At 69.2% G+C, this 19,779-nt stretch carries 7 protein-coding genes (1 of these 7 only partly in view); all 7 read right to left on the reverse strand.

Annotation, left to right across the window (positions count from 1 at the left end; translation table 11 throughout):
* Positions 1-12,361: the 5' portion of an SDR family NAD(P)-dependent oxidoreductase gene (locus VA599_RS10790; RefSeq protein ID WP_346788572.1), read on the reverse strand. 3,155 nt of this gene lie to the left of the window's left edge; 12,361 of the gene's 15,516 nt are visible here — the first part of the coding sequence; it begins with the start codon at positions 12,359-12,361; its stop codon lies beyond the left edge, outside the window.
* Between the two features lie 45 nt (positions 12,362-12,406).
* Complete coding sequence (locus VA599_RS10795; RefSeq protein ID WP_104947236.1) at positions 12,407-12,673, reverse strand: hypothetical protein; 267 nt, start codon at positions 12,671-12,673, stop codon at positions 12,407-12,409.
* A gap of 14 nt (positions 12,674-12,687) precedes the next feature.
* On the reverse strand, positions 12,688-13,425 hold the full coding sequence (locus tag VA599_RS10800; protein WP_346788573.1) for an SDR family NAD(P)-dependent oxidoreductase: 738 nt from the start codon (positions 13,423-13,425) through the stop codon (positions 12,688-12,690).
* A 76-nt stretch (positions 13,426-13,501) separates the two neighbouring features.
* Positions 13,502-14,281, reverse strand: coding sequence for an START domain-containing protein (locus VA599_RS10805; protein WP_346788574.1), 780 nt, complete (start codon positions 14,279-14,281; stop codon positions 13,502-13,504).
* Between the two features lie 8 nt (positions 14,282-14,289).
* Positions 14,290-15,033 (reverse strand): SRPBCC family protein, encoded by a 744-nt coding sequence (locus VA599_RS10810; protein WP_346788575.1) that lies wholly within the window; start codon positions 15,031-15,033, stop codon positions 14,290-14,292.
* 36 nt (positions 15,034-15,069) lie between these two features.
* On the reverse strand, positions 15,070-16,341 hold the full coding sequence (locus VA599_RS10815) for an FAD-dependent oxidoreductase (protein ID WP_346788576.1): 1,272 nt from the start codon (positions 16,339-16,341) through the stop codon (positions 15,070-15,072).
* Positions 16,342-16,352: 11 nt separating this feature from the next.
* Positions 16,353-19,778: a beta-ketoacyl synthase N-terminal-like domain-containing protein gene (locus VA599_RS10820; RefSeq protein WP_346788577.1), complete on the reverse strand. Its 3,426-nt coding sequence runs from the start codon at positions 19,776-19,778 to the stop codon at positions 16,353-16,355.
* Between the last annotated feature and the right edge of the window lies 1 nt (position 19,779).

The raw sequence follows: 19,779 nt of genomic DNA on the forward strand, positions 1-19,779 counted from the left end.
CGCCGACATTGGTCGGAATTTCGTCCGCGTTGAGCGTCGCCAATTCGGCGAAACCGTTGTCCTCCAGCCGCATCGGCGCGGTCTCGGCCGGCGCGATGAAGCCCTGCATGTGCAGTCGGTCTCCGGCCGCATCCGGCGAGTCGCCGGAGCGCACGAAGAACTGCAGGCCATCGCCGCTGCGGCGGAAAACGATGCGCGCGTGGCGCTCGCGGCCGGGCGTCCCCAACAGCGGATTGGCGATGGCGATTCGCTCCAGCCTGACGGCGGGCGCGTCGAAGTGGCTGCGCAAGGCGCTGAGCACCAGTTCGATATACGCGTCGGTGGGCAGCAGATGTTCGCCGAACACCACGTGCTCGCGCAGGCAGACATTGCTTTCCGGGCTGACGCGCCAGGACACCTCGCACTCGCCCGTGGCGGCGAAGTCCCCCTCGCAGTCCGCGCTGTGGAAATACAGGTCCCGCAAACTATCGTCGCGACGCTGACGGAAGGTAAACCCCGCCTCGGCCGGCGCGTGTCCGGCGGGGGCCGCCGCGCCCATCTGTCCCGCAAGATAGATGGCCAGCGCCTTCAAGTCCGGATAGTCGTAGATGCGCGTCGCCGACAACGATACGCCATAGCGGCTGTTGAGCGCCTTCACCCACTCGACGCCGATGATGGAGTCCAGCCCCAGCTCCATGAAGGAGCGGCCGGCATCGATATCGCCCGGCTGCATCAGCAGCGCCTCGGCCAGGCTGGCCCTCAGTTCCTGTTGCAATCCGGCCGCATCGGCGCGCGCCGGCGCGGCGGCGGTTGCGGCGGCGTTTGCGGCGCGCGCAGGGGCGGCAATAGCCTCGGGAACGCTGCCGGCCGCCAATTGCGGATGCAGGAAGGCGGCCAGCGCCTTCAGGTTCGGGTAATCGTAAATGCGCGTCGCCGACAATGCGACGCCGTGCTCGCGGCTGATCGCCTTCATCCACTCCACGCCCAGGATGGAATCCAGGCCCAGCTCGGTGAAGGAGCGGCTGTCGTCCAGCTCGTCTGGCCGCATCATCAGCACCTCGGCCAGGCTGGACCGCAACTGGCGGCGCAACAGGTCCGGCGCGGATGCCGCAGGCGCGGCCGCGACTTTGGCGGGAGTCGGCGCCGGCATGCGGACCGGTTCGACAACCGCGGCAGCCGGAGCCGGCTCCGTTTCCAGCCAATAGCGTTCGCGGGCGAACGGATACGGCGGCAAACCCAGTTTGCGCGGCGCGCCGTCCGGATACAGCCGCGACCAGTCCAGCGCCACGCCCTTGGCCCACAGCTCCGCCAGGCGGCCCAGCTCGCGCTGCGCCATCCACTTGGCGGCCATCGCCTGGAAGTCGGCGTCGCCGCCCATGCTCGACAGCGCGCCCTTGCCGCCCGCCTTGCCCCGCAAAGCGCGGCCGCCGGCCGTGTCGTCGCCATCCAGGAAGGCGCGCAAACCCGCCGCCAGCTCGTCGGCGGAGCCAGCCAGCAGCGCCAGCCGTTCGCTGAATTCGGCCCGGCCCAGCTGCAGCGTGGCGGCAAGCCGGGCCAGATCGGCGGTGTTTCCGCCCAGCCAGGCCAGCAGCCGGCCCGCCTGCTCCCGCAATTGTTCCGGCGTGCGGGCCGATAGCGGCAGCAGCGCGTCGCCGTTCCAGCCGGGGCTGTTTTCCGCCTGCGCATGCTCAGCCAGCACGATGTGGGCGTTGGTGCCGCTGAAGCCGAAGGCGTTGATCGCGGCACGGCGCGGTTGGCCCTCCGGCGCCGTCCAGTCCCGCAGCTTGTCGTTGACGTAGAAAGGCGAACCCTGCAGGGAAATATGCGGATTCAAGCTGGAGAAGTTGGCGGCCGGCGGCAGCTGGCGGTGCTTCAGCGCCAGCAACAGCTTGAGAAAGCCGGAAATGCCGGCGGCGGACAGGCAGTGCCCGATATTGCTCTTCACCGAGCCCAGCGCGCAGAAACCTTGCGCCCGGACATGCGGCGCGAACGCATCTTTCAGCGCCGCCACTTCGATCGGATCGCCCAGCGGCGTGCCGGTGCCGTGCGCCTCGATCAGGCCGATGCTGGCCGGGTCGATGCCGAAACGCTGGTAAACGTCTTGCTGCAGCCGCGTCTGCGCCTCGGCGCTGGGCGCGGTGATGCCGTTGGTCTTGCCGTCCTGGTTGACGCCCCAGCCCTGCACCACGCCGTAGACGCGGTCGCCGTCGCGTTCGGCGTCGGCCAGCCGTTTCAGCACCACCACGCCGGCGCCTTCGCCGATGGCGATGCCGTCGGCGGCCTCATCGAAGGCGCGGCAACGGCCGCTGGGCGACAGCATGCCCATCTGCGAGGTCATGATATGCATGGCCGGCCCGGCCAGCACGTTGACGCCGCCGGCCAAGGCAAGATCGCTGGCGCCGGAAACCAGGCTGTCGCAGGCGCTGGCGATGGCCACCAGCGACGACGAGCAGGCGGTGTCTATCGCCATGCTAGGTCCGCGCAGGTCCAGCAGATAGGAGATGCGCGCGGCAAGGATGGCCGGCGATGCGCCGGTGAAGCCCGGCCCGCTGAGCTGCTCGCGCTCGGACAGGCGGTGGTAGTCTCCGGCGGCGCAGCCGACGAAAACGCCGCAGCGGCTGCCGGACAGCTTGCGCGGATCGTAGCCTGCATGCTCGATGCCGTGCCAGCAGGTTTCCAGGAACACCCGCTGCTGCGGGTCCATGCTGCGCGCCTCGCGCGGCGACAGGTTGAAGAAGGCCGGGTCGAAGCAATCGTGGCCGTCCAGCGCGCCCATCCATTTGCTATAGGTCTTGCCCGCAGCGGCTTCGCCCGGCTGGTAATGGCGCGACACGTCCCAGCGCCGCGCCGGCACTTCCTCCACGCAATCCCGTCCTTCGGCGAGATTGCGCCAGAACGCATCCAGGTCGTCGGCGCCGGCGAAGCGGCCGGCCATGCCCACCACGGCGATCGCGTCGCCGCCGCGGCCAGCCGGCTTGTTTGCCAAGCCGCGCCAGGAGCGCAGCGCTATCCGCGCAAGCTGCAGCGCGGCCTCGGCCGCGACTTGCGCCGCTTCGCGTACCGGCGCCGTTTCGGCCACGTGCCGCGCCAGCTGGGCCAATGTCGGGTAGCTGTAGATGCGCACGGCTTCGATGTCGGTGCCGTAATCCTCGTTGATCCGTCGTATCCAGGTAACACCGGTGATCGAATCCAGGCCCAGCGATACGAAGGGCTCGTCGTCGACGATCTCCGCTTCGTCCATCCTCAGTTCCTGGGCCAGCAGGCTGCGCAAACGCTCGGCCACCTTGCCCGCGTCGCGGGACGCGGCCGCCGCGCCGGCGGCTTTGGGCGCCGCCGCTCCCGCGCCGAAACCGCCCTGAATCCGCGCCAGCGCGCCGGCCTGGCCGACAAAGGTGCGCTCGTGCATTTCCAGTTCCCGGACGATGGTCTCATCCAGCTCGCGGCGCAAGGGGCCGGAGCGACGGCGCTTGCACGCCAGCAGCAACGACCGCGGATGCCGCGCGATGCGGCCAGCCAGAGCCAGCGCCTCGGCCAACACCTCGCCGCGCGGCAGCGCCCGTTGCGGCATGCCGCGGCGCGCCAGGTCCGCGCCCGAATACTCCCGGGCCGTCATCAGCGATTCCAGCGCCAGATCGCGGCCAACCTCCAGCGGGAATACCAGGGTCGCGCCGGCTCCGGGCGTGAAGCCATAACTCATGTAAGGGCTGTAGTAACGGCTCTCCTCGGCCAGCAGCGCGAAGTCGGCGAACATGCCCAGCGCCCAGCCTGCGCCTATAGCATGGCCCTGCATCGCGGCGATCACCGGGATCTCGCAATCCAGCGGCAGCCGGAAAATCGGGTTGTCGTTGAAACGGACGCTGCCCTCGTGTATCGCCAGCAAGGTTTCCTGCGTGCCGCCCGATGAGAAATACTGGTCGTAGCCGGTCAGCACCACCGCCTTGTAGGCGCGGCTGGCCGCGACGTGGGCGAACGCTTCCCGCAGCCCGCCGCTGAACGCGTCGGAGAACATATTCTTGGCCGCTCGGTCCTCCAGACGCACTTCCAGCACGCCGTTCGTATGGGCGACCGCCTTCACCGCGCCTGACGATAGCGCCACCGGGCCGGGCACTGTCGCTTCGTCTTCGCCCGCCGGCTCATAAGCCAGGGGTGGCTGCGCGCCGGCCGCGCGCCAGGCGCTCAGCTCCTCGCGGGTCAGCGCAGCCAGATTCGCCGCCAGCGCCAGCGCGCCTTGCGCGACCTTGCCCGGCTCGCATACCTGCGTCGCGCCGAAACGGCCAAGCAGCTCGGCGCCGGCGTATTCGCCGCCGTCCAGCAGCAGGCGGTAGGCCGGCTCATCGTCGAAATGACGGCGCAAGGCCGCTTGCGCGGCGTCGCTCAACAGGCCTTCCATCGCATAGCAGCCGTCGGTTCGATAAACGCAAACATCCGCGCCGAGCGCGGCCAGCCAGGCGGCTCCGCGCGCACCGGCGTCCAGCGCTGCCACCACAGGCCTCTCCAGCCGGCCAAGCTCGGCCATCAGCGCCTGCGAGGCCGCGGCGTCCTCCGCCGCGCCGCCCAGCGGCAGAAAGCCCGGATGCTCGCTCATCAGCGCCAGGCTGCGGCAATCGTCGTCGGCGTTGATCAAATCGACCAGCTTCGCCAGCTCGCCGGCCAAGGCCTGGATGTCGATGCCGCCGTCCAGCACGCGGATGGACGCCTCCAGCACGCCGGCCGGATGGCCGCGCAATTGCAGGCATTCGAAATCGGCAGCCGGCAGGCGCGCTTCCGGCGCGCATTTCCTGCGCGCTGCGGGCGTCGCGGCATCCAGCGCCAGCGCGGGTTCGGCCAAAGGCCGTGCCAGATGGCGCTTCAGCAAACGCAGCGCTTGAGCCGGTTTGCGGGCCAGATCGCCGGCCAGATGGCGCGCATGCGCCTCTACTTCAGCCTCCGGCAGCACTGGGCAGCTCCAGCCCTTGCGCCGCAGCGCCTCGCCCTTCTGGCGCGGCTCCAGATACAGCAGATCCGCGGCGCGCGCACGGCCGAACCGGGCCTCGAGCAATCCGCGCGCATGGCCGGGAGCAAGTCCGGCTTCGGCGTCGACGAAGCCGTAGCTCGACGCCTCGGCGCAGACCATGAAATCGCACAGCGCGCCGAGCAGGAAGCCCGCGCCCTGCGCTTCCCCTCGCATCGCGGCGATCACCGGCACCGGGAAGTCCAGCAATGCCCGGTACAGGCCGGCCCTCAACGCTTCGGCATGCGCGTCGGCGCCGCCTTGCAGGAACATCGTCCCGGAACCGCTCAAAATCAGCGCCTTCGCATCCGCATCGGCCGCCGCGGCGTCCAGCGCGGCGCGCAATTGCGCGGCGCAATCGGCGGACAGCGCGTTAGGCGCGCCGACTTTCAACTCGTATACGCCGTCGCCATGCCGGTACAAATCAACCAAGGGCTCGGGCGGAGCCAAGGACGCGGCCGGCGCGGCGGGGCCGCCCAGCGCGACAGCCGGCTTCGCGGCCGACATCGATCCGGACGCCAGCTCCGCGGCGGCGGGTTCGCCCAATTGGATGCCCAAGGGCTTGCCGGGCTTGGCCGCCGGCTCGACAGCTCCTGAGGGCAGCGCGAGCGCCACTTTGCGCGGCGCGTCCGCGGCGACAGCAGCTTCCACCGCAGGCGCCAAGGCCTCGCGGCCGTCCGGGTGCGCCAGGCCTTTCAGCTGCGCCAGGACCGCGCCGTCGTCGTCGCAAAGATCGATGTCGAACCCAGCGCGCCCCGACAGCGCCGGCCGCAGCCAAGCATGCGTCGCCCGCTCAACCTCGCCCGGAAAGCGCGCGCCGTCCAGCCAGGCCGGCTGCATGTCCAGCCCGGCCGATTCGGCGGCGGCCCGCAAGGCCCCATCCAGCCGGGCGATGCGCGACGCGTCGCCATTCCCGGCCTCCATCGGCGGCAAGGCCAGCAAACGCCCTGCGGCGACGGAGCGCAATGCGGCCAGATCCAGCCTCGCGGCTCGTTCCGCGGGGCGGAAGGCCAGCCGGCCCTGGCAATGGACGGCTTCGTCCCCATCCGCGCGATGAATCTCGAAGCGGGCGGCGTTGCCGTTCCGCTCGAACAGGGAAATGGCCAGCTCGCAGCCTTCAACGGCGACGCCGGGAACAGCCCAGGCCACCTCGGACAGCTCCAGACATTCCGTTTTACCCTCGCCCATCACCGCTTCAAACGCGGCGCGGGCCATTTCCAGGCAGGCGGCCGCGCCCAAGGCGCGCTGTCCCGGCTCCCCGGCCAGGAAAGGCTCTCCGCCGGAAAAGGCCGAGACATAGCGCGGCCCGTCGAAGCCGGAACGGTTTTCCCCTAGCAGCGGATGGCCATCCCGCGCGACGACTCGGCCCTTGGGCACATCCACCCAATGGCGTTGCCGCGCGAACGGATACGCCGGCAGGCTGACAGGCGGCGGGGACATGGGCTCCAGCGCGCGCCAGTCGGTTTCGGCGCCGGCAGTCCACAACGCCAGCGCGCGCGCGCGTTGGGCATCATCCATTTCCGGCGACATCGCGGCCTGCGGCTCAGCCGCAGGCTCGGCGCGGCCGCGGAACACCCCGGCCTCCAGCCGGCTGTGATCGACAAAGGCGCGCAGTTTGGCGGCCAACTCGGCCGCGTCGGCGGCCAACACGCCCAAGCGCTCTGCCATTGATTCGCGGCCGAGCCGCAGCGTGGACGCGATGGCCGGAAAATCGGCGCCGCCAGTGTCTTTGTCCAGCATCGCCAACAGATCGGCGGCCTTCCGCCGCAGCTGCTCGGCCGTGCGGGCGGACAAGGGCACAGGCTGCGCGCGGACGGTCCCGGTCGGCGCGCGGACAGCGGCCACATGCTCCTCCACCACCAAATGGGCGTTGGATCCGCCCGCGCCGAAGGAGGAAATGCCCGCGATGCGCGGCAGCGCGCGGCCGCCCGCCTCCGGCGCGTCCCAGGCGCGCAGCGTCTGGTTGACGACGAAAGGCGTGGATTCGAAATCGATATGCGGATTCAGACGGCTGGAATGCAGCGACGGCGCGATGCTCCGATGCCGCATCTGCAGCAGCACCTTGGTCAGCCCGGCGATGCCGGCCGCCGCCTCGCAATGGCCGATATTGGATTTCACCGAGCCGATCCGGCAGAAGCCGGCGTCCTCTGCGCTTTCACCGAACGCCCTGGCCAGCGCGGCGATCTCGATCGGATCGCCCAGCTTGGTGCCGGTGCCGTGCGCCTCGATGTAGCCGATATTCCTGGCGTCGACGCCGGCCTCCTCCATCGCCTGGCGTATCGCTGCGGCCTGGGCCTGCGGATTGGGCACGGTGTAGCCATTGGTCTTGCCGCCGTGGCTGAGCGCGCTGCCGCGGATCACGCCGTAGACGCGGTCGCCGTCGCGCTCGGCGTCGGACAGGCGCTTGAGCACCACCGCGCCGACGCCTTCGCCCGGGATGTAGCCGTCGCCGCCCTCGCCGAAGCTCTGGCAATGGCCGTCGCCGGAAATGAACTGGCCGGCGCTCAGCATCAGATATTTGTTAGGATGGATCGTGACGTTGACGCCGCCGGCGATGGCCAGGCCGGTGCGGCCCAGCCGCAGATCCTGGCAGGCGAGGTGAATGGCGGTCAGCGACGACGAGCACATGGTGTCCACCACCATGCTGGGGCCGTGCAAGTCGAGGAAATAGGATACGCGGTTGGCGATGCTGGCCGGATTGCTGGCGAAGCCCATGCGCTGGCCCAGCAGGCTGGACTCGGCGCCCAGCAGCTGGTATTCGCCGTACATCACGCCGGCGTAGACGCCCACCTGCCCCGGCTGGCCGCCTACCGGCGCGCGCAGCCGCGCGCGGGTATAGCCGGCGTCCTCCACCGCCATCCAAGCGTGCTCGAGGAACAGCCGCTCCTGCGGGTCCATCTTGTCCGCCTCCGGCGGCGCGATATTGAAGAAACGCGCGTCGAACTCGTCCACGCCTTCGATGAAGCCGCCCCATTTGCTGTAGTGCGCGCCCGGCTTGCTTCTGTCTTCGCTGTAGTACTCGCGCCAGTCCCAGCGTTCGCGCGGCACTTCGGTGATGCAGTCTCGCCCTTCGCGCAAGGCCTCCCAGAACGCGTCGACATCGCGCGCGCCGGGATAGCGTCCGCTGAGGCCGACAATGGCGATGGGTTGCTCAGGGCTTGCGCGGCGCGCGCGCGCGGCTTGCCCGCGCAGGCTGCGCGCACTGGAAAACGCAAGCTCGGCGACGGGCGCGGCCGCGGACTCGCCCGCCGCTTCGCCGCCCAGCAGCCGCGCCAGCCTGCCGGCATGGGCGCGGGCGAAGTAGGCCGCCAGGTCGCGCAGGTTCAAATATTCGAAAAACAGCGTCTTGGGAAGCTGGCCGAACGACTTCTCCAGATGCCGAGTCAGATCCAGCGCCAGGATGGAGTCCATGCCATAAGTGTCCAGCGGCGCGGCCGGGTCCACCTTGTCCAGCTTCAGCAATGCGCGCAGTTGGCCGCACAACCAGGCTTCCGCCTGGCTCGCCAGCTCCGGCGCGGACGCGCTGTCCGGGGCGACGGCTGCGGTTTCCATAGGCGCGGCATGTCCGCCCAAGACGCGGCGCATGGTGGCGAGGTCGCCTTCCATCGCCAGCGCCTGGCTGAAACCGCCGGCCAGCGCCTGGGCGAACAGGCGCATGCCGGTTTGCGAGTCCATCGGCCGGATGCCCATGGCGTCGGCCAGCCGCTGGCTTTCTTGTCCGGATACCGCCATGCCTCCCTCGCGCCACAAGGGCCACAGCATGGCCAGCGCGCGTCCTCGGCAAACGCCGGACTCGACCAGCTGGTTGCGATAGGCGGCGAGACGGTCGAGGAAACCGTTGGCCGCCGCGTAGTCGGCCTGCCCCAGGTTGCCGAGGGCGGACGTCAGCGACGAGAACAGCGCCAGAAAATCCAGATCCAGGTCCAGCGTCGCCCGATGCAGATTGAAGGCGCCGGCCACCTTGGGCGCCAGCACCGCGCGGAAGCTTTCATCCGTTTTTTTCAGGACGAAGCCATCGTCTATCATGCCGGCGCTGTGCAGCACGCCGTTGAGCCGGCCATAGTCGCGAGCGACGGCGGCGATCACCTCCCTCGTCCGCTCCGCGTCGGCAGGGTCCATTCGGCGGTATTCCGCCGAGCAACCAGCTTCGGCCAGCTCCGCCAGCAAGCGGCTCTTGTCCGTCGACGCCGCCACTTCGCCCTCGTCCGCGCGGCCGGTCAGCACGATGCGCGCGCCTTCGGCCTGCCGGGCGATTTCACGGGCGAACAGCATGCCCAGGCCGCCCAGGCCGCCGGTGATCAGGTAAACCCCGCCGGCCTTGAACGGCGCTTCCGTCGATCCGGCCTGCGGCGCGTCGCTCAGGACCTCCCAAACGGCCGCCATGCGCTCGCCGCCCGCATGGCGGATCAGCGTTTGCTCCGGCGACCCGGCATCGGCTGCCAGCCGCGCCGCCAACGCTGCCTCGCCGCCGGCGAGATCGGTGAAAATCAATTGGCCGCGCAGCAAAGGATTTTCCAGCGCGGCGGTCTTCAGCATGCCGGCCATGCCGGCCATCAGGCCCGGCTCGTCGCCGTCGGGCAAGACGAACTGCAGCAGCGTTTCCTGCTCCGGCTTGCCGGCCAGGCGTTGCCGCAGCAGGTCGAAGCAAGCCAGGGACAGGCTGGCGTAGCGCTCGGCGGCGTCGCCGTCCGGCATCGGCAGCGCCAGGGTTTCACAACCCAGTGCGTCGGCATCCACATCCGGCAGGCCGCACAGAACCGCGATTCGATCCCCGGAAAAAGCCGTTTCGCCGGCCTCGCGGCGGACCCAGGCTTCCGTCGCCAACAAGGCGCCTTGGCGGCCGCCGTCCAGCGCGCGGGCGGCGAAGCCGCGCAGCGACATGCAGACATTGCCGTCGGCGTCGGCCAGGTCAATGTCCAGGCTGCCCGACTCGTTCAGCCGCGCCCATGCCAGCGTTTCCTCCGCCGGGCAGGCCGACCAGACGCGGACGGAATCCAGCGCGAACGGCACGATGGGCGCGCTCGGCGGCGCGTCCAGATCGAACAGCAGCGTGGAGGCGGCCTGCAGCGCGCCGTCCAGCAAGCTGGGATGCAGCAGGAATTCGCCAGCGCCGTCGCGCGCGGACGCCGGCAGCGACAAGCGCGCCAGCGCGGCGTTCTCGCCGCGGCGCAGCGCGCGTACCGCCCGGTGCGCCGGCCCATAGGCCAGCCCCATCGCATCGAAGGCTGCGTAGACCGCGTCGGCGCCGCGCGCATCCCCATTCAGCGAAGCCTCCAGCTCCGCGACGTCCAGCTTGGCCGGCGGCTCTCCCGCGGCCGCCTCCGCCCGGCCCTGGCAGTGCGCGGCGTCATCTTCGCCATAGGCTTCGAAAGCGATGCCGCCGCCGTCCGGCAGCAGCGCGATATTGACTCGGCGCGGCTGGTCGACCACGGCCGGCCTCAACCACGCGATGTTGCGCAAGATCCAGCCGCCCGCGGCGAGGCCCGTCCGCTCGGCCGCCGCGCGCGCCATTTCCAGATAGGCCACGCCGGGCAACACCCGGCTGGCCTCGCCGCCCGCTTCCGCGCGCACCTGGTGGTCGCGCAGGAAGAATTCTTCGCCGCTGAACAGCGAGCTGTAGCGATGCTCGTCCAGATCCGAGGTATTGGCGTGCAGCAACGGGTGCAGCAGCGCGCCGGCATCGGCGCGGGCTTCGGTCTCCAGCCAATAGCGCTCGCGGGCGAAAACATAGGTGGGCAGACTGACGCGCAGGCGCTTGCCTTTGCCGCGCGCGGCGCTCCAGTCGACGTCGCCGCCCGCCATCCAGGCGGCGACCAGCTCGCCTTGCGCGCCGGCGGCGGCCAGCGGCTCATGGCCGGCGGCATAGGCCTGCAACTGCTCCCGCAGCTGCTCGACGGTGTCCGCGACGAAGGCCGCGCGGCAAGCCATGTGCTGGCGGCCGGTCTGCAGCGTATAGGCCAGATCGCCCAGGTCCGCGCTCTCGCGCTCGAGGAAATCAGCCAACCTGCCCGCGTAGGCGCGCAGGCTTTCCGCCGTCCGCGCCGAGATGGGAGCCACGACCGGGCCCGCGGCCTTGCTGACGCGCCGGGACGGCTGATGCTGCTCCAGCACCACGAAGGCGTTGGTCCCGCCCACGCCCAGTCCGTTGACGGCGGCGCGGCGCGGCCCGTCCTGCTTCGGCCAGCCTCGCGCCTCGGCGTCGACGTAGAACGGCGTGTTTTCGAAGCGTATCCGCGGATTGGGCTTGGCGTAGTTGACGACCGGCGGGATCACGCCACGCTGGACCGCCAGCGCAGCCTTGATCAGGCCGACCACGCCGGCGGCGGCTTCCAGATGGCCGAGATTGGCCTTCGCCGCGCCCAGCGCGCAATAGCCCTTGCGCTCGGTATCTCGCTTGAAGGCGCTGGACAGCGCCTTGACCTCTTCCGGATCGCCCATCGCGGTGCCGGTGCCGTGAGTTTCCACCAGGCCTATGCTGTCGGCGCTCACCCCGGCGTTGTCCAGCGCGGCGCGGATGCAGGATATCTGCCCGCTGGCGCTGCTGGCGGCGTAGCTCATCTTGGCCTTGCCGTCGTTGCCGATCGCCGAGCCCTTGATCACCGCGTAGATGTGGTCGCCGTCGCGCACCGCTTCGTCCAGCCGCTTGAGCAACACCAGCCCCAGGCCGCTGCCGAACACCACGCCGTCGGCGTCGGCGTCGAAAGCTCGGATGCGCCCGGTTTTCGAGAAGATATAGCCCTCGCGGTAGCGGTAGCCGTGCTCCAGCGGCACCCGCACGCTGACGCCGCCGGCCAGCGCCATCGAACACTCGCCGTTGAGCAGGCTCATCCGCGCCTGGTGCACCGCCACCAGCGAAGTCGAGCAGGCGGTCTGCACCGTCATGCTCGGCCCGGTCAGATTGAGCTTGTACGAGAGATAGGTGGAGAGGAAGTCCTTGTCGTTGCAGATATGGGTCGCGCCCGCCGAAATTTTCTCGATGCGATCATGCAGATTGACGAAGTTGGCGAAATAGCTGGTGACCACGCCGCCGGCGCCTGCGAACACGCCGACATTCTGCGGCCCCGGCCCGGCGTAGCCCGCGTCTTCCAGCGTCTCCCACGCGCATTGCAACAGCAGCCGGACCTGCGGATCCATCAGCTCCGCCTCCCGCGGGGCGATCTTGAAGAAGCCCGGGTCGAAGCGGTCCGCGTCGGCGAGCGGCGCGCATGCCTTCACATAGCTAGGGTCGGCCAGCTCGGCCTCGCTCACGCCTGCGCGGCGCAGAGACTCGTCCGACAGGTCGCGGATGCCTTGATGCCCCACGCACAGCTTGGCCCACAGTTCGGACACATTGTCCGCGCCCGGAAAACGACCGGCCATGCCGATCACCGCAACATCTCTAGCCTTGTTCATGTGCTCTTCATCTCTCGAGAAAACGGGCGGTGCGCGACCGCCGGGTTACGCTTGTGCCGCCAGACAGTCCGAGTAAACGCGACAGAGATCGCCGACGGTGCGGATGTCGGTGATGCGCACGTTTTCGTCCAGGAACGGGTCCACGCCCAGCTCCATCTCCACCCGGAACAGCAGCATGGCGATGCTCACCGAGGTGAAGCCCATCTCGTCCACCAGCTCGGTGTCGTCGCCATAGGCCGGCAGGATCAGCAGGTTTTCCTCCGCCACCAGGCGCAGCGTCTTTTCAATCACTTGTCTAACGTCGTGTTGCATCTGGATATCTCCCGTCAAGTCGTCAATCCGCCATCCACGATCAGCGTCTGTCCCGTGACGAATCCCGCTTCGTCCGACAACAGAAACCGGACGACGGAGGCGGCGTCGTCCACCGTCGTCAATCTGCCCAGCGGCGTTTGCCGCACGAGCTGCTCCTTTTGCCTTACCACCATGCCGGACACCATTTCCGTCTCCATCAGCCCAGGCGCCACCGCGTTGACGCGGATGCGCATCGGCCCCAGCTCCCGCGCCAGGCTGCGGGTCAGCCCGTCCAGCGCGGCCTTGGTGGCGCTGTAGGCCGCCACGCCCTCGAAGCCGCGGACGCCGGCCACCGAGGACACGTTGACGATGGCCCCGCCGCCGCCCACCATCATCTGCTTGGCGCACAGCTGGGCCAGCCGGATCGCGCCGCCCAGGTTCACCTCCAGCAAACGGGCGATGTCGTCCGGCCGGCTCATCGCCAACAGCCCTTCGTGGTAGACGCCGGCGTTGTTGACCAGGCCGCGCAGCGGGCCCAGCCTCTCCCGCGCGCGCGCCAGGAAACGGGACAGCGCCGGCGCGTCGGTCACGTCGGCGGCCTCCCAATGGAAATCGCCGGCGGCGCTATCCCGCAGCCGGCTCAACTCCGCCGTGTCGTTGCGGCTGAATGTCGCCACCCGGTAGCCGCCGGCCAGCAGGCTTTCGCAAATTTTCAGACCCAGGCTGCGGCTGCCGCCGCTGACCACCACCACCGGTTTGACCTCTTCCCGCATCGCTACTCCAATCACTTGTCATAACAATGGCGCGCAAGCGCCCTCTCGGGCGCGCCTTGGCGCGCCCCTCCCGCCGTCAATGCTTGGCCAGCGTCGGGTCGGCCAGGAAGTCGAACCTCGCCTTGCGGTATTTCTCCTGATTCAGTTGGCGGGGAATGTCCTTGGTCAGCATCTGCCTCACCACCATCGGCGCCATCAAGTTCTGCGCCCATTGCGGAAAGCCACCGCCCATATCCATGTCGTACAACACCTCCACCTTGACCGCGCCGTCCTGCTGCGGGGTGTAACGGAAAACGTTGTGCATGTGCTCCAGCCGCACCCGGTTGTCGTTGGGCGGCAGCTTGTTGGGCGCCGCGATGTTCTCCAGCGTCACCACGCCAGTGGCCGGGTCCTGCCTCAGTTGGCCCAGCAGCAGCATTTCGCGCGGGGTGAACGGCGTAAACAGCTCCACCGACCACAGGGTGACGATGCTCCCGCTGCGCGGGTCCCATGGCTGGACGATGCGGTAGCCCAGGCAGCCTTGCACCCACTCGGCGCAGTTGTTCTGGATGCTTTCATCCAGGAAAGGCGCGATGTGGTTGCTGAGGCTGAACTGCTTCATCGTGGCGATGCCGCGCACGCGCAGCGCCGACGAGCCCGGGGTCTTCATGGTGTAGACCTGCACGCCGTCAGCGTCGGACTGCAGCTCCCAGCGATTGGAGCCGGACAACATCCACAGCCAGTTGCCCAGCACGGACAACAGCGCCAGCGCCGGCACCGCGTAGATCAGCGCCTTGCCCAGCCGGCGCAGGCGGGAGAAGCGCTTGGCGGGAGCCGGCATCGCGGCCGGCGGCAAAGTGTTTTCGAGCTTGCTCATCTACGTCCTCACGTGTTCGGGGTGTCCAGTTCGCGGATGCCGGGGACCCGCGCGTTGCGATATTTCTCCATATTCATCAGCCCTTGCATGCCGTGGAGAATCTGGTAGGTGCTTTCAATCAGCGCCGGATTGACCAGCGGGTACGGCAATCCGCCTACGTCGGTATCCTGGGTGAACTCGATGTCCAGCCAGCCGTCCGGTTGCGGCGTGATGGTCCAGTGGTTGCTCAGATGGGCGATGCGCACGCAGCACTCGTCGCGCGGGATGCGGTTGGGCGCGGCGATGATGTTGAGCTCCAGCCGCTTGCTGACAGGGTCCTGCCAGTGTTCCTGCAACAGCACGTACTGGCGGGTTTTCAACAAGGGCATGTCGAACTTGAACTGCACGTACGCGGCGTAGCGGTCCGGCGTCGTCGGCAGGCGCTCAATCACCGAACCGTCGTAGCAGTAGGCCTCGGCGCAGCTGCTCAGGTCCTCCAGCAGCTTCACCATGCCTGACAGGCTGGATTTGACGCGGGCGTGCGCCTTCACCAGCACCAGGCCGCTGCCCGGCGTCTTCAAGGTCCACACCTGGACCCCGTCCTGATCCCGCGACGGCTCCCAGCGGTTGGAGCCCGAGTACACCCAGGCGAAATGGGCGGCCACGGCCAGCGCCAGCAGGACCAGCCCCGCCCGCAGCAGGCGTTTGCGCCATCGCCGTTGCGGCTTGGCCTGGACCGGGGCGGCGGCCGCCATCTGATTGCTTGATGTCATTGCTCGATTCCGAAGGTTGGTGGATGAAAGCCGCGCTCAGGTCGCGGCCAGCAGATGCCGGGACAGATGGCGCGCCAGGCAGATCAGCGAAACCGTCGGCGTGCCGCGCATGTCGTCGGGAATGATGGAACCGTCGCAGACATGCAGGCCGCGCAGCGAGGTTTCCAGCTTGCCATCGACGTGCTCGCCGATGCGGATCAAACCGCCGATGCGGCCAGCGGCGCGCAATCCGACGTCGAAAATATGCTTGGCGCCCGCCCGCTCCAGCAGGCGGACCGCCTCGCGCCGCCCCCGGTCCAGCCGGACTTGGTCCCGGTGGTCGAAACCCTTGCGCAAGCGCCCATCCGCCTCCAGGCGGCCGCCCAGGCCATCCTTGACCTTGACGCCGACGCCCACGCAATCGCCGTAGGAGAGCAGGTGGCGGAAACGCAGCGCCGCCAGCATCATCGGCCGGTGCAGCACGCGGGCCACATTGGCGTCGCCCAGCTCGATGCCGTCGTCCAGATGGCAGCTCATGCTGCCGACGAAGCCCTCCTCGCCGCCTCCCAGTCCCGGCACCAGGCCGTAAACCCCGTAACCGGGGTTGCAGAAGAAGCCGCGCGCGCCGACGCCGTCCACGCCGCAGTCCCGCAGCATTGTCGGTGTGGCCAGCTCGCCGGCGGCCAGCACCACTTTCCCGGCGTAGGCCTGCCGCAGCTCGGAGCCGAAGCCCTTGCGCCGCCGGTATTCCACGCCTATCGCCTGGCCGCCCTCCCGCAGCACGCGCACCACCATGGCGCGCGGGATCAGCGTCGCGCCAGCCGCCAGCGCGTCCTCGACATAATCCAGCGCCTTCCATTTGGCTTCGTAGCGGTAGCCGGAGTCGCAGCGCGACGCGTCTATCAGCATCTCGTTCTTGCGCCAGTCATGCCCCAGCTCGATGGCGCTGGCCCGCAGCCGGCGCGCTTTGGCCGTCAGCAGCCTGTCCGGCAGCGCGGCGATCGGCAACTCGCGGCGCACCGCTTCCAGATCGTCCGCCAACTCGATGCCGTGCGCGCGGAACAACTCCAGCGGCGGCATATTGGCGACGGCGAAATACATCGAAGTGGAGCCGCCGGTGGTCAATGCCCTGACCGTGGCCAGCTTGCGTTCGCCCAGCCGGACTTCGTCGGCGATGCCGGCGATGCCGGCCAGGCTTTCCCTGGCCGGCGCGGAGCCGCCCCTCTCCAGCATCAGCACCTTGCGCCCCTGCCGGCTCATTTCCCGGGCGATGGTGGCGCCGCATACGCCGGAGCCGACGACGATGACGTCGAATTCTTCATGTTTCATGGATGCCTTCCCTAGCCGCTGACAGCCAGTTCGCCCTGCGCGACGGGCTTGCGGGCCGGTTTCGCGTCGCGCTGCAGCATGCGCTTGGCAGCCTCCGCCACCGCCGCAGGATCGGTCACGATGGAAAAATGGTCGGCGGCGACCTCAAACACGCCGAACCGCCCCGCCGCCAGCTCGCTCCAGCCATAGTCCTCAGGCGCGCCGGCGAAGCCGCCGCCTGCCCGGATCAGCGTCAGCCTCGCCCCGTCCGGCAACGGCTGCGGCCGGTAGGCCCGGCAAGCCCCCTCGCTGGCCACCGCGATGTCGAACGTCGCCTGGAAAGCGTCGTATGGAAGCCGGATGCCCTTTTCGCCCAGCAGGACGTGCAGCCTGGCGCCGCGCTCTCCGGCCGGCAGCGCGTCCAGCTCGCCGGCGTCCACGGAGATTTCCGCGCCCAATGTGCGCGAGAAGTGGCGGAACACGTCGGCCATCATGGCCGCCATGCCGTAGCCGCGCAGATCGGGACGCAGGGTGTCGAGCAGAATCACCGACGACACCTGCCGCCCCATGGCCAGCAACTGGCGCGCCATTTCATAGGCCACCACCCCGCCGTTGGAATAACCCAGCAGCCGGCACGGCCCCTGCAGCCCGGCGCCGTCCAGCAAGCGGATATTGGCCGCGGCCGTCTCCTCCACGCTGGACGCGCCGCCGGCGGGCTCCACGCAGTAGAACGGCTGGCTATCGCCCAACTCGCGGCTTAGCAATTGCAGGGACAGCGCGCCGCCGCCCGCTCCGGGCAAGGCGACGATGGGCTCCCGACCGCCGCCGGTCCGCATCGGCACCAGCCGTTCGCCGCCGTTCTCGGTCCGCGGCTCGCGCTCCGCCGCGAGGGCGGCGATGCGGCTGGCCAACGCCGCGATGCCCGGGTAGCGGAAAATGTCGGCCGGCGACAGGGCCACGCCCATCTCCGCGTCCACCCGCTGCATCATCTCCATGATGTCCACCGAACCCAGCCCCAGCTCGATCAACGGCCTGTCGGTCGCCACGTCGCCGACGGCCAGGTCCAGCTTCGCGGCAGCTTCGCGCCTCAGCAGCACGATGGCGCGTCCGGCGGCGTCCAGCCCGGCGCAATCATCCGGCGCCGAAGCCTGGGTCTTGGCCGCGCGCGGCGCCGCAGGAACGGCAGCGCGGTCCTCATCCTCGCCCAGCCAGTGCCGCGTCCCGGCGAAGGGATAGCCCGGCGCCGACACCGGCCGCACGCCGCGGCCGCGCCACAAGGCGCGCCAGGGCATCTCCACCCCATGCACCCACAACCGCGCTACGTGCCCCCATCGGCCGCCATCCCGAGCCTGTTCCAGCTGCATGGCGGCGATGTCGCCGCCGATCAGGCCAGCCAGCGGATTGCGCCGCTCGGCATCGGAAGCGGCGTAGTAGATGCCGCGCGCCTCCAAGCCGGACAGCTCTCCGTTCTCCGCCGCCGATGCCAGCTTGCCGCGCAGCTCGGCTATCGAGCCGGCCTCCACCGCCAGCCGCGCGTCCATCGGCTCGCGGCCCAACTGCGAGGTGTAGGCCAGATCCGCCAGGCGGGCATGCGCGCCCTCCCCGTCCAGGAAAGAAAGGTAAGCGTCCAGATAGGCCGCCAGCCGCTCCGGCGTCCTGGCCGACAGCACGAACAATTGCTCGCCGCCATCGTCCGCGCGCTCGCCCCCTTCCAGGCACTCCTCCAGCAGAATGTGGACATTGCTGCCGCTGTCGGCGAAGGAATTGACGCCGGCGCGGATCGGCTGGTCGCCGTCGCGGATATCGTCCAGGACGATTTCGCGGTCGGCGATGTAAAGCGGATGATCCTCGCTGGCGATATCGATGAAGTTGCTGAGCTTGCGCATGGAAATGGTGGCCGGGAAGCGGCCGTGGCGCAGCGACAGCGCCAGCTTGATCACGTTGACCACGCCGCTGGCGGCCTCCACGTTGCCGATATTGCCCTTGACGCTGCCCAGCGCGCAGCGCTTGCCGGCCATGGCCTGTCCCAGCGCGTTCTTGACGCCCTCGAACTCGAAGGAGTCGGCCCATTTGCGCGCATAGCCGTCCACCTCGATGTAGCGCACCGAGTCCGGCTCCACGCCGGCCTTGCGGTAGCAATCGGCCAACGCGGCGGTAATGGACTCGTGCTTCACCTCGGACAGGCTGCGCGCCGCGCCGCGGTGGTTCTGATGGCAGGACTTGATCAGGCAATAGGCGCGGTCGCCGTCGCGGCGCGCGTCGGCCAGCCGCTTCAGCACGACCACGCCCACGCCCTCGCCCCGGGTGAAGCCGCTGGCGTCGTCGTCGAACACGCCGCTGCTGCCATCAGGCGACAGCAGCCCATACTGCGAGGACGCCACGTAATCGCCCGCGCCCAGATTGAGCGAAACGCCGCCGACGATGGCCAGATCGCACTCGCCGTTGAGCAGCGAGTAATAAGCGCGGTTGATCGCCACCGCCGACGACGCGCAATTGACATTGATCGCCTCGCTGGGGCCGCGGAGATCGAAGGCGTGCGACAGGCGGTTGGCCAGGTAATAAGTGGGGCTGGACGAGGTGAACACCGGGCCGTCCGCCAGCGAGCCAAAATCCATGCCGCGCAGCAGCTGCTCGTATTCCGAGTACTGGTAGCCGACGAAAACCCCGGCGCGGGAGCCCGCCAGCGAGCGGATGTCGACCCCGGCGTCCTCCACCGCGCGGTAGGCTTGTTGCAGCAGCAGGCGCAACTGGGGGTCCATCGCCCGCGCCTCTGCCGGCGGAATGTTGAAGAAAGCCGCGTCGAAGCCATCGACGCCGTCCACCAGCGCGCCCCATTTGGACAGGGTCTTGCCGGCCGCCGGCGCGTCGGCGTAATGCGCCTCCCAACTCCAGCGGTCCTCCGGCACCTGGCGAACGCTGTTTTTGCCCGCCATCAGATTGCGCCAGAACGCGCCGGCATCGGGCGCGTCGGGCAACAAGCAGCTCAGGCCCACCAGCGCGATGTCGCCGCCAGCCGAAGCCGGGACGGGTCCCTCTCCGGCCAAGCCGTAATGGCGGATCAACGCATCCGCATGCCCGGAAACCAGCGCGTCGGCGACGGCTTCGGCCGATGCGCCATCCGCGCCCTCCAGGCGGATGCCGTAGCGGCGGTTGACGAAGCCCGCCAAATCGGCGTCGGGCGGCGCGGACCGAGTAGCAGCCGGCTCGCTCTGCGGAGCGCTGGCGTCCAACAGCGCCGCCAGTTCGCGCAGCGTGCCGACGCCGGCGAACTGGGCCGGCGTCAACGCCTGGCCGAACTCGCGGGCGATGCCGTCTATCAGCTCCATCATGATGATGGAGTCGATGCCCAGCTCGGGCAGCGCCGCATCGGCGTCCACCTTCGCCGCCGGCAATTTCAACGTGGTCTCGATCAGGCCGGTCAGGCGGTCGAGCGCGCTCATTCGGGACGGATGCGACATA

The organism is Chromobacterium indicum (genome assembly GCF_039708975.1).
GTDB lineage: Bacteria > Pseudomonadota > Gammaproteobacteria > Burkholderiales > Chromobacteriaceae > Chromobacterium > Chromobacterium piscinae.

Coding starts and splice junctions, on each gene's coding strand:
- VA599_RS10795 (WP_104947236.1), bottom strand. CDS start 12,673: ATGCAACACGACGTTAGACAAGTGATTGAAAAGACGCTGCGCCTGGTG.
- VA599_RS10800 (WP_346788573.1), bottom strand. CDS start 13,425: ATGCGGGAAGAGGTCAAACCGGTGGTGGTGGTCAGCGGCGGCAGCCGC.
- VA599_RS10805 (WP_346788574.1), bottom strand. CDS start 14,281: ATGAGCAAGCTCGAAAACACTTTGCCGCCGGCCGCGATGCCGGCTCCC.
- VA599_RS10810 (WP_346788575.1), bottom strand. CDS start 15,033: ATGACATCAAGCAATCAGATGGCGGCCGCCGCCCCGGTCCAGGCCAAG.
- VA599_RS10815 (WP_346788576.1), bottom strand. CDS start 16,341: ATGAAACATGAAGAATTCGACGTCATCGTCGTCGGCTCCGGCGTATGC.
- VA599_RS10820 (WP_346788577.1), bottom strand. CDS start 19,778: ATGTCGCATCCGTCCCGAATGAGCGCGCTCGACCGCCTGACCGGCCTG.